Origin of the sequence: Corynebacterium sp. ACRQK (genome assembly GCF_022345965.1) — a bacterium.
Taxonomy (GTDB): Bacteria; Actinomycetota; Actinomycetes; order Mycobacteriales; family Mycobacteriaceae; genus Corynebacterium.
Genome location: NZ_JAKRMU010000014.1, coordinates 1 through 11,772 on the forward strand (window position 1 = coordinate 1; position 11,772 = coordinate 11,772).

The following is an 11,772-nucleotide window of genomic DNA, read 5'->3' on the forward strand; positions in this document are numbered from 1 at the left end:
AACCACCAGTAGAACCAACGACACTCCGGCTAACCCCGCCGCTGGTTGGTCCCAGGCCCGGGTTGATGCGACGTTCTACGCCCTGGTGTGCGATCTAGCCGGTGCACCTCAGGAACTGATCAACACCACCACCGGTGCCGTCGAGGGACACACCACCCAAACGTTGTACGGCAAGCGTACGTGGGCGGGTCGGTGTACCAGCCCGTTGTTGTTTGCTGGTCAGTATGAGGATGTTGAATCCGGGTGGGCGTACAACCGCTTCCGCTACTACAACCCCACCCTGGGTGCCTACAACGCCCAAGACCCACTCGGACTCGCCCCACGCCTCGCCTCAGCCCAGGGATATGTCGACCACGCAGCACACTGGGTCGACGTGCTGGGGTTGAAGTGCCACGAGGTTAGCCTCAATGAGCTTAAAGCTGCCGGAGTTCCAGCGAAAGACCGATCAGCTGTGCAAGCCTGGCTCAACGGAAGGAATACGGACGCTTATGTCTACTCCTATATGGACAAAACCGGCAACCAGATGCAGTACATTGGAATGACTAATAATCTAGACGCCCGAGCACTGCAACACGGAAACCGTTTCGGAACGCGTATGATGCCAGCGGAACTAAATAAGAAAATGCTGAGTGAGAACGCAGACTCACTGACCCGTCGACAGGCACGGGCACTCGAAGAACTGGGAATCGACTCGCACGGCATGGCGAAGGAGGACGGTTTACTCTTGAATGCTCGCCACGAGATAGGAATAAATGGATCAGCGGGAAAGGAAGTACGCAATGGGGCGCTGAAATGGGCGCAATACATGGTAGATTCAGAGGCAATTAGAGTTTACGGAATGTGAGGGACTAGTGGCCTACCAAATTGTTTTAGATCCCAACTCTAAAGCCATACGACGCGCCGATAATCTTCATTTGAGGCTACAGCTGAAACGCGGAAGTGTAGATGCTTACCTTTTACGGAAAGGTTTTCACGTAGGTTTCGGTTGTCTTATTGGGATCCCGTTTACGGATAATAATTTGGCCGTTCTAGGAGTAGAGAACACATCTCTAGTTACACAGTGGAGTGACCTTGGCCAAGAATGGATTATTCCGCCCTTCACACTGCAAAACAGTTTTTTCGGAAAAGGCGGACCATTTGTGAGGGTAGGTAAACTAGATCCGACTGCGTACGCGTTCGATCCAGAGGCCACGGCAATTCTGGCAGAAGTCGAAGACTACAGTCCGTATCTTCTCGACTTCGTCCCCAGAAGAAAGCTTCAGTCAATCACACTGGGCATTCGTCCTAACGAGTTGGATCGCACCGATTGGCGCATCAAAATGCACGAATCTAAAGCTGCGGTACGAGAGCCAACACAGTCAGAACGCAACCTCCCGCTTGTACCTTGGACCGTCTTCGGCTTAGGGGATCCCGATTTATGGCTCGAACAATTCAGATGTCTATGTCTGGGGCAGCCAATCCCCAGCGTTGTTAAAGGCGCCGACGACTCGTGAAATTTCTAAATCTTATCCAGTTCGACTCAGATTTAAAAAGATCCTGAACTGCTACGACTTAATCGTAGAACGCCCCAACTTCGATCAAATTGTCCTCCTCCCCGTAGAAGGTTTATCCCCCATCGTTACGGAGGACAGAGGTCGAGGTAAAGCCCGACTCGATACTAACGGCAAGCCGGGCAATCCATTCTCGCGGGATCTATAGATCGGAGCATCTGCACCTCCATAACTATTGCGACGCCACGACGCGTGAGCTCATCGACACCACCACGGGCCTGAGACTCGCTGGACTCTGGACAGATAGTTTCGTCGAAATCGATTATAGCTTGTCCTGCCGGAGCTGGCAGACCACAATGATCATCCCGAAACGACTGCATACATAAGCTGCTGACTTTATCTGACGGAAACCGAGGGAATATTTCTATTTGGAGGGATCAAAAGTGGAAACGCTAAACTCACCGAAGGACAACAGCTCGTATGCCTTGAACTCGCTAAGAACGGTGAAGCCATGGACACGCGTTCCGCGCAAGAAACCAAATTGCGTTCCCTTAGGATAGGGGTCGGAGACATGTTGCAGGGGAATTGTCTCACGTTCAATTTGGATAAAAGGCTATGCAGACCAACTGCAAACTCTACCCGACAGCACTGTCCAGAAAGAGATCAGACTCCAATGGCAGCGCCTAAAATCCTTTACTGAAGCGCACGTTTGGTTTTCCGAACGGGGTACAGACGAGAAAAGTTCGACAAAACCACCGAGGCTAAGATTATTGAAGCTGATCTTCGGATTAGTTATTCTTGTGATCCTATTTAGTGCTCTCTGCAACTTTATGATACCCGTTTTGCCTACATAGTCCGCTTTCCGCACTGGGCTAGGTTGAGTTCGTCCCTGCATCTACTGAACTCCAGAAAAGGCAGACCAAATGGAATCAGCAAGGGGTCAGCGCTATTTACCTCTTTTTCCCAAAAATGCACGGGATTGGGTTTATGAACCGCTCAAGAATTCTGGTGCAGGACCGTACTGGGATAATTACTTCGCTATGACGCCGAAGGCTCCTCCAGTCGTTCACCTACTACATTGAGACCCACCGAAAGGATTCCTAACTTATCAACTCCGACATTCCTATTATCGATCCTGCTACGGTGCCGACTGGCATCTCAATTGACCGAGATCAACAGCGACGCGACAAGGACAATGAAGAAGCTGAAGATCCTGTAACCGATACACCATCGGCGAAGACACTCTCTACATCGCCTTCGACTGGGCTGGCGCTAAAGAAAAACACCAGGCAACTAAAGCTATCACCGGTGAGCATGAATTGACCTTCATCGATATCAGCGATACCACGACTATTCACCACCCCGATGGCCGCACACTCACCTGATAGCCACACCGCCGGATGGGTGTGGGAGTGCGGATGAAGCGTCCTGGGTTTAGTTCCTACCTCTGCTAAGGAAGGATTGGCACTATGCCCAGGACGCTTCACCACCGGTGTCGTCGAGGGACACACCACCCAAACCTTGTACGGCAAGCGTACGTGGGCGGGTCGGTGCACCAGTCCGTTGTTGTTTGCAGGTCAGTACGAGGATGCAGAATCAGCGTGGGCGTACAACCGCTTCCGCTACTACAACCCCGCCCTGGGTGCCTACAACGCCCAAGACCCACTCGGACTCGCACCACGACTCGCCTCAGCCCAGGGGTATGTCGACCACGCAGCACACTGGGTCGACGTACTCGGGTTGGCAGGAAACAACGAAGCACACAATGCCGGAAAAAACTGGATCAAGCGGGAAGTCAACGGAAAAGAAGTTTTCCCACAAAAGGGAAAGCACGTATTCGATCCAGATCAAATGAGAACTAAGCCACTTGAATACCGCAGCGGCCCAAACGACACTGAATGGACAAACGCAGAGGCTATGCGTGAGGGAGGCTACGCACCACTAGACCGAGAACATAACCCTGTCAATCTGCATCATATTGGCCAACAAGATGACTCTACACTGGTAGAACTCTCCCAGAGAAGGCACAATGAGTGTGCTAGGCAATTGCATATATACCACGGCCTCCCAAAGGAGCAATGGCCAAGAGACATTACGCCTGTAAATCGCCCAGCTTTCGATACGTGGCGAGATGGCTATTGGAAAACGAGAGGATTGGATTACTAACTAATGCTTACACCGGAAAACTTTGATAGAAACGAAGGAGTCATTCTAACACCATATGAGTTCTCTGATGAACAAATAGCTCAAGCTACTGAGGGTTTGCCGGAATGGCTGCCATCTGAATACAAGCAATTTTTCAAGAATTTTGGGGACTTCAAGGCTCCAGGGTTTACGCTATATTCCCCGCTCTATTCCCCTCAAGAAATGTATTTTATCCGCACTGGATATCGACGTTTTCAAGAAATCTTTCCGCCGCTAACTTCAGATCCAGAGAATTGGATTCCGATCGGACACTACGACGGCTTTTCCTACGCCGCGTACCATCTTATGGATTCAGGTCAGGTTGAGATAGGATCATACGATTTTGAATCAGATGCCTATTTCAATGGTCCTTTTTCCACACTTGAGGATTGGATAAACTCATACGCAAAATAATCGTAGATGACGTTTCAACCCAAATCATCAAGCCGTTTTTCACGCTCGTGAGATTTTCTTACATTCTGACAGTGGATTATCAAACTCTGCATAGGGTCGAACTCAACGAAGTTTGCTTGCATCGTCCATTCATCCTTTCTACTGCGCCGCCAGTGAACAACCCATCCGCTCTTCCTCTTCCAGCACTCCAGGTTTTAACTACCACTACTTTTAAGACGGATTCGGCCGACACATAGTCAAAGACAACATCAATCTCCACCACCGGAGTCGTATTGGGACACGCCCCCAAACGTTGTATGGCGAGCGCACATGAGCTGGTCGGTGTACCAAGTCCGTTGTTGTTTGCAGGTCTGTATGAGGATACGGAATCCGGATGGGCGTACAGCCGCTTCCGCTACTACAACCCAGCCTTTGGTGCCGGTAACGCCCAAGACCCACTAGGACTTGCCCCACGACTCGCCTCAGCACAAGGGTACGTCGACCACGCAGCACACTGGGTCGATGCGCTCGGGTTGGCTTCACATGTTGTGACTGCAAAGGATCAGGGGCGTGCTGAATTTGTTCACAATCGAGTTAACCACCACAAGGCGGAAGTCCTAAAGGATTGGAATGCAGGTAGAATTAACATGACCGATGGACAAGTTAGCCACATCCAGTCCGAGCACTGGCCAAGGGAAATGCACCGCGGAACAGCTCTTGATAGGGAACTCAAAAACAGAGTTGACAATGATAGGTTCCTCTCAGGCCTAGGCGTTTCGTCTACTCCGCAAGGCGCACAGGGAGCTGATTTCAAATTCCAATTTCCTGAATCCAAACAGGAAACTTGGATTGATTTAACTACAGAAAAGCAGTGGTCAGCTCACTACAACAGGTACGGAGGAGTTGAAGGAATTGGTGAGCATTTGCACAAGGCGACATACAACAGCGCTGGCTACTCCGGCTCCATGGACATTAAGGGAAAGGTATTCTAACTGATGCTTTTCGATGCGCTAAACGAACAAGATGAGGAAAGTATTACTCACCTCAAGAATCGCTGGGAATTAAACCTTTCTCTACTCGACCTTAAACAACCATCTCCCTTTGGATTCTTCGAGGGGCGGCAAGATTTCAGAGGCGCAACCTTTACAAAAGGAAGGTCCATTCCAAAGAAAGTCACCATTGATTCTCTGGATCTCTCTTTCTCAAGCTTTCCCACATTTCGTTTGCTGGACGCAACCCTTAATAACATCGTGGCTCAATCCGCCATATTCAACGATTTCAAACTTTTCAAATCACATATCTCTGATTGCATTTTTGTCAACTGCGACCTGTCTCCTAGCGGAGCTGGCAACCTCACTCAATCGACAATTCTGAATTCAACATTTCAGGAGTGCACTGGAGCTCCCGAATTGCTCGGTGGAGTTTGCAGAGTTGAAGATTCAGCGTTCTTGTCTATGGATCTTCAGAATATTGGTGACTTAGACCCGGTTCGGTCTCCAACTATTCAGAACACAAAGTTCACGGGTAAACTACGCAACTCCATTATCCAGCAAGGCAGAGGTGAACAGCAGCTCAAGGGATGTGATATATCCGGGCTGAAATTGAAGAATGTACAGCTTATGGGCGTCAATATGGACGATGTGAGGTGTTCATCTAGCCTCCAGCCCTTCCTCATCCCCAATTGGTCAGAACAAAAAGAAATACTTCATCAAGTAGGCGCAGAGGTATCGACATCCCCCGAACGAGAAGTCTCTGTTGCTGGTGATTCTCTTCAACGAGCCATTAAGGCCGACGATAAGTCCAGCTATTGGATCAAGAACCGATGGCCACGCGGTACCCGCTACGCATATGAACTTGATCCGCAAGGTCCATTACGATCCAAGGCGTCGGGACAAATTAGAAGTCTTTATGAACGGGCAGGCGTAGAAAGCAGTAGCTAGACCAGAAATTCTTTACGCAATGGTACAACACTAGTCATGAGTATGTTTGCTGGATGGGAACGCATCAATAATTCCTGGGAGCTCGGAACACCAGGAGTGCTGACAACTGGAGAATGGATGTTCAGCATCGCAGACACCTTTATAGCCTTCATTACAATAGATAATCACGTAGACGGCGAAGAGGTTCTCTTTCTCGGATCTCAACCAACCCTCCTGTATGACGAGCTGTCGGGCGAACTGCCAGCTGCCAACGTCACTGGCGCCATCGACTTTTTCAGCAGACTATTTCCCACAAGGACACAACAGATCACGGCATTTTTCAACAAGTACACAGCCCAACCAGATTCAACAATGCCTGAATTCACCACGCCACGACAAGCAGGAACAGACCTGTTCATTGAACTTTGTCGCACATTAGACATCGAGCCGCCAGAACAACTTGAGATCTAGAACTCCTGGAACGAACACACGTACAGCCCAACTTGTTTCTTTATGGCACGCCACCGACAAGGCAACAACTACCTCCGGATTTATCGAAGGGCATGCCACCCTGCCCCTCTACCGCGCACTCACCTGAACGAGAAATGTGTACCGACCCACTACATTTCGCTGAACGATTCGAAGTTGCCGAAGCAAGCTGATCCTTCAACCACTTCCACTCCTACGATCCCCCTTTAGGGAGATGCGGCGCACTGGCCCCACTCAAGCAAGCCCCTGGACTAACCCGAGGACAAGGCTCCGTCGACCAGAAAGCCTACTGAAGCGATACGATCGGGCTCACAGAAGCCAGACAGGCAAAATACGGTAGACAGACCACTATCCCCACCTTAATCACGCAGGTAAAGTAACAAACATCCGCAAAGCGAAGCATCCCAGGCTCGTCGCTATGCACCACGAAGTGTCTCTTCGTCTGACCCGAGCTAAAGAAGATATGACTCCGGTCAACTAGAAGGAAACTGAATACGAAAAACAATAGAGAAAACAATTATCCAGATATACAATAAGGAGTTAAATTGCTAAAATTTTCTTTAGACAGCCCTAAAGGCAGCCGCCCTAAAGCGGGACAGCTCTACCTGATGAAAACCACCCTCGGATACATCCCTGTTGGCGTCACCTCCACCGAAGCATTCTTCGGCGCGGCTGCAATGGTCCACCCTTATCGTGCGCTCATCAGCGATCCATCAGACACAACCTGGTTTCCACTCGTCGAAAAGAACGAACTGCTTATTCCACCACTCCGCATCCCTAAACCCGACTTTAGAAAGGGTGGACCGTTCTACAGAGTTACGGCAAAAACTCACCCTGATCCTGTCCCTTTTGATAGATATTTTCATTACTTAGACGCTATTTTCTGGTCACCAGAAGAGCAAGCATTCGTACCCGTAACAAAAGAAGATGAGTGGATGCCACAGGAAAGACGGATCCTTGAGTACATAATCCACGATTCCAACCCAACGCAAGGTGGGAGGGTTGATGAGGCTCCAGACGGTACTTACTTTATGACCGATGTCGTCGGCGGCTATCGCGAAATCGAATATGCCCTTGAAGACGCACTCGCCTACTACGGACTAATCGATACCCCGCGCCCCGCACACCCCGACCTCACCGAAAGCCAGGAACAAGACACAATGCCAACCAACACACAGCAGGAAGACCAACCACTCTTCCACCTCGCAGAAATCGACAGTATGACTACCCTGTTCGCCGCCATGGACACCCTGCCAGAAGAAGCAATCAGCGTCATCGAACAAGCAGGACACACACCCAACGGCTACTTCCTCGACAACCTCACCACGTACCTACTACGACAAGCAAACATCACCACCGACGGCATCGAGTTCGACAGCGAAGCAGGCATGTTCAGCCTCATCGGCACCACCGAAACCCTCCAACCACTCCACACCCAACTCACAGACCTGTTCAACAACACCAACAACCTGCAACGAACCCTCAACCAAGCGAAAGCCGCAGGAACAGACTTCGACGACTAACAGAAAAGCTTTTGTCCTGACACACTAGAAACCAGCCAGCCGGCCGGAATGGTGCTGCTTAACATTGCCGCTACCTCCCATGACAGACTCGCACCGAGACTAGCCTTGGCACAAGGGTATGTTGACCACACACCACTCTGGGTCGGCATACGCGGACTCATGGGAAAGGAAGCTCACAGTAGTTTCGCAATCGACACCAAGAAACCGTAGCTGGCAAAGAGATCTACACAATCGCACCTGGCCACGTCTTCGCCCCATACGAAGGATGTAGTTCATGTCGATCGCAACGCCTTGATTCATGGCGTGAACAATACTCAATATGACTAGCAGGGGACTTTTAATGATCAACTCAAATGATTTTTTAGACAATCGTAAAGTTCAGCTATACGAAGGTGGTCTAGATAAAATGGAACTGGAAGAGGTTCTTGGTTTTGCTCCTACTTGGTTACCTAGCGATCTTATTGACTTCTATTCCAGGTTCAATGGTGCAGAAATTGGAACGATCGAGGTCGTGCCGCCAGGCCCACTTTTTGACTCATCCAATGCACTCAAAGATTTGAACGAACAGATGGTGGATTCTTGTAGCGATACAGATGATTTCTTTGCCATTGCGTATCTAAACGAAGATTGCTACCTCGTTATTCAACGAGAATCAGAAACCGAACTTAGATGCGGTAAGTATGACTTTGGGGAACACGAGTGGTTCGACGGTGTTGCATTTCAAAGCTTCACCGACTGGATGTATTCACAAAAAACTTAAGCCAACAAACTCAGAGATGACGTGTTCCAGATTCTGTTTCGTTCGAGTAGATGAGAAAATCTGGAACATGCCAAAGGGGCCTGGCCAAGATGTGAAGGATTGAGTAGTCTGCCCTGTTGAGGATCGCTTCCTTGGTTGAGGACCTTTCCATGCATAATGCGAGCACGATAGCGGCTCCGAAGCTGGGCGTTTCATGGCACTCAGCCCGGTTGATGCGTCTTGTCGACCTATTGAGCGAAGGAGGTAGTGCTCCTTTAAAAGCAATACCCGGGGGCGCTTCAAAGCCTGTCCACACAGTTGAAAGATGGCATAGCACGAGCCATCACTAAGTTCTAGAAAGAGTCACAATGGACATCCCAAACCCATACGCACTAAAAGATCCTGCTATCAAAGAACACATCATTTCCCTGTTCAAGGAAATCAAGCCCGACTTCCAGGACGATCCCGAAACCAATTTCAACTACGTCATCGAAGCACAACGTGACCTAACGCCCGCACAAAAACGGCAATTCATCAAGGACCATCGGCACGAAGCGGAACGGCCATTAGATGAATGGTCACGATCCTTCATGGGACTACTCATCCATTTAGGTGCGAAAGACCTGGACATCACCAATGCTGTCGATGAGATGCTCGAATACATCGACTGCGGCGGAAAATCTTCTGATATCCGCGCTATCGTTGATGATGATACCAACTTCATCCTCAACAACATCCACCCGAAAAACTTCGAACAAATCAACCGCTTCCTCAAAGCAACCAGCACCAACGAACCAGAAATCCTCTTTGAGTGGCAACGATTCCTCATCAAACAAGGAGTCAGAAAAAAAGCCTTCCGCGAATACCCAGGATTCCAATGGATCAAAACCAGCGCTTTCGCGGAACACCCTCGAGCAAAAGAACACGTCGCAAAGCTCGCCGACGCGTCCTAAAAGGTTCCACTACTAAGAAAGGTCTCGATTCACATGCTTATCCCTAACTACTTGCCCATCACCAACGACCAGTACGAACAACTCACCTCCACCGACGAAGACACCGCCGTGGATCTCGCCATGGACTGGATGGAAGAAGAAACCTCCGGCCCGGGCACCGACATCGACAAAACCGCCGACGACCTCGCCACCGCACTCACCACCCCAGAGGCAAAGCAAGCAGTCACAGGACACACCCTGCTATGTGAAGACCCAGCACTCTACGTCGCCTCGCCACAGCAAACAGCCACCCTGGCACAAGCACTCGCCGACTCGACTGTCGACGAAGACGCACAGGCCGACCTCGACACACTCACCGACTTTTACACCACCGCTGTTACCAACAACCACGCAACAGCAATCCTGTACAACTAACCCACCCAACACACACCAACCCCTGAATCAAAGCACGAGGACAGTCACGTCACTCGGGCTTTGTGTCGTCTTCACCACGCCTACACCACCGGCGGAAAACCTTTTCTGTGCCACCGGTGAACAGACCTTGTCTGCGCCGCCAGTGAACACCCCCAGCTCTCCTACTTCCAACACTCCAGATGTTGACTACCGCTACGCCTACGACGCACTTCGGGCGACGCGTAGCCAAAGACACCATCAACACCACCACCCGGTGACGTAAAAGTGACACACAACCCAAACCGTGTACGGCAAACGCACGTGGTCCGGTCGGTGCACCAGCCCGTTGTTGTTTACTGGCCAGTGTGAGGATGCGGAATCCGGGTGGGCGTACAACCGCTTCCGCTACTACAACCCCACCCTGGGTGCCTACAACGCCCAAGCCCCACTCGGGCTTGCCCCACGACTAGCCTCGGCACAAGGATATGTCGGCCACGCAGCATTCTGGATCGATGTGCTTGGGTTGATGGCACACAGCAAAAGGAGAGATGTCCGAGGTCAAGTACTTTCAGAAATTGCTGAAATCAACAAGGCCGGCTCCGCAGCAAACTCCGCTGTGAAAACGGCGTTATGGACCCCAGCCAGTTAAGAAAAGGCCATCCTGACACAAACCAATATATGGATTCAACGAGGCAGCCGCAGCCAATCGATATGATGCAATGAAGGGCTGGGAAAGGTCTCGCGGAAGCCCCGGACGAATATCCGTTTGCTGCCACCGCCCAAGGCGGCACAGGTTCCCACCTCAACGGCTTTTCGGTTGCCGCTCAGCGCTCTCAGGGAGGCCAAGGGATTGGATTCAAATCAATCCTATCTTGAACTAGGACTGCTAAATAAATGATCTATCACGCCATGTTGCAAGCCAGCGATTTTGTACTAGGATTTTGGGGATCTAACCCAGAGAATATGGGCGAACCAACTTGGAACGAATCGTTCACCTTTGCGAACGCAACCAATGCATTCTTAATCGGATCGCCTGACTTTTCATCAACCTTCAAGACTACAATTCTTATTGATGAACCTCGGTGTATAGAACACCCCGATTTCCACAAATTGCTCGACGTTGACGAACGAGGACTCTTGATTTCAGACATCGTAGAGCTCGATGGGAATAATCAAATCGAATTGAAAAGAGCAAACGTAGGACATTATCTTCCGATACCATGGACAGGAAACACAGACGTCCAAATTTATGTATTGGACTGGGTGAATGATGCAGATGGAAATCCAGCACCTCATCAAATTGAACTAAGACTAAGCTCGCTTTGAGTCCCCAAAGTCGAGGATTTTTCCGGATATATTCCGTCCATTTATTCGACTAGGCATGTCAATGTACCCTCCGTACCTATAACTGGTTTATTCCACCTCGCAGAACTCGACGGTATGACCACCTTATTCGCTTCCGTGGACACCATGCCCAAGGAAGCAGTCGGCGTCATAAAACAAGCAGGACACACACCCAACGGCTACTTCCTCGACAACCTGGAAACCAATCAGCCAGCCGGAACGGCGCTGCGTATCACTACCGCTACGATGACCACGGCCGTGTCACCGCCCAAGTCGGCACCGGTGGTATGTTCCCCAACATCCTCTACTGGGGCGACGACACCGGCGACGACGCACCCACCGGCG

The 11,772-nt window shown here is 50.4% G+C and carries 13 protein-coding genes and 1 pseudogene; all 14 read left to right on the forward strand.

Annotation, left to right across the window (positions count from 1 at the left end; translation table 11 throughout):
- On the forward strand, window positions 1-844 hold an 844-nt coding region (locus MHX63_RS10265; RefSeq protein ID WP_239388698.1), incomplete at its 5' end, for an RHS repeat-associated core domain-containing protein.
- Window positions 845-851: 7 nt separating this feature from the next.
- Window positions 852-1,493: a hypothetical protein gene (locus MHX63_RS10270; RefSeq protein WP_239388700.1), complete on the forward strand. Its 642-nt coding sequence runs from the start codon at window positions 852-854 to the stop codon at window positions 1,491-1,493.
- A gap of 1,518 nt (window positions 1,494-3,011) precedes the next feature.
- Window positions 3,012-3,656, forward strand: a complete 645-nt coding sequence (locus tag MHX63_RS10275) for an HNH/ENDO VII family nuclease (RefSeq protein WP_255710643.1) — start codon at window positions 3,012-3,014, stop codon at window positions 3,654-3,656.
- 3 nt (window positions 3,657-3,659) lie between these two features.
- On the forward strand, window positions 3,660-4,088 hold the full coding sequence (locus MHX63_RS10280; protein WP_239388702.1) for an SMI1/KNR4 family protein: 429 nt from the start codon (window positions 3,660-3,662) through the stop codon (window positions 4,086-4,088).
- Between the two features lie 296 nt (window positions 4,089-4,384).
- Window positions 4,385-4,591 (forward strand): annotated as a pseudogene (locus tag MHX63_RS10550) (RHS repeat-associated core domain-containing protein); the annotation flags it as partial.
- 24 nt (window positions 4,592-4,615) lie between these two features.
- The gene (locus tag MHX63_RS10290) at window positions 4,616-5,059 is read left to right on the forward strand and encodes a hypothetical protein (protein ID WP_239388720.1); all 444 of its coding nucleotides are present in this window, start codon (window positions 4,616-4,618) and stop codon (window positions 5,057-5,059) included.
- A 3-nt stretch (window positions 5,060-5,062) separates the two neighbouring features.
- Entirely contained in the window at window positions 5,063-6,007 is a 945-nt protein-coding gene (locus MHX63_RS10295) for a pentapeptide repeat-containing protein (RefSeq protein WP_239388704.1), read from the forward strand.
- Between the two features lie 36 nt (window positions 6,008-6,043).
- Entirely contained in the window at window positions 6,044-6,457 is a 414-nt protein-coding gene (locus MHX63_RS10300; protein WP_239388706.1) for a hypothetical protein, read from the forward strand.
- A gap of 563 nt (window positions 6,458-7,020) precedes the next feature.
- On the forward strand, window positions 7,021-7,998 hold the full coding sequence (locus tag MHX63_RS10305; RefSeq protein WP_239388708.1) for an Imm51 family immunity protein: 978 nt from the start codon (window positions 7,021-7,023) through the stop codon (window positions 7,996-7,998).
- Window positions 7,999-8,338: 340 nt separating this feature from the next.
- The gene (locus MHX63_RS10310; protein WP_070552239.1) at window positions 8,339-8,758 is read left to right on the forward strand and encodes an SMI1/KNR4 family protein; all 420 of its coding nucleotides are present in this window, start codon (window positions 8,339-8,341) and stop codon (window positions 8,756-8,758) included.
- Window positions 8,759-9,105: 347 nt separating this feature from the next.
- Window positions 9,106-9,690, forward strand: coding sequence for a hypothetical protein (locus MHX63_RS10315; protein ID WP_239388710.1), 585 nt, complete (start codon window positions 9,106-9,108; stop codon window positions 9,688-9,690).
- 33 nt (window positions 9,691-9,723) lie between these two features.
- Window positions 9,724-10,104 carry a DUF1877 family protein gene (locus MHX63_RS10320; RefSeq protein ID WP_239388712.1) on the forward strand — a complete coding sequence of 127 codons (381 nt, stop codon included), beginning with the start codon at window positions 9,724-9,726 and terminating at the stop codon, window positions 10,102-10,104.
- A gap of 283 nt (window positions 10,105-10,387) precedes the next feature.
- A complete protein-coding gene (locus tag MHX63_RS10325; protein ID WP_239388714.1) occupies window positions 10,388-10,732 on the forward strand; it encodes an RHS repeat-associated core domain-containing protein in 345 nt (114 codons plus the stop codon).
- 245 nt (window positions 10,733-10,977) lie between these two features.
- On the forward strand, window positions 10,978-11,409 hold the full coding sequence (locus MHX63_RS10330) for a hypothetical protein (protein ID WP_239388716.1): 432 nt from the start codon (window positions 10,978-10,980) through the stop codon (window positions 11,407-11,409).
- Window positions 11,410-11,772 lie beyond the last annotated feature (363 nt).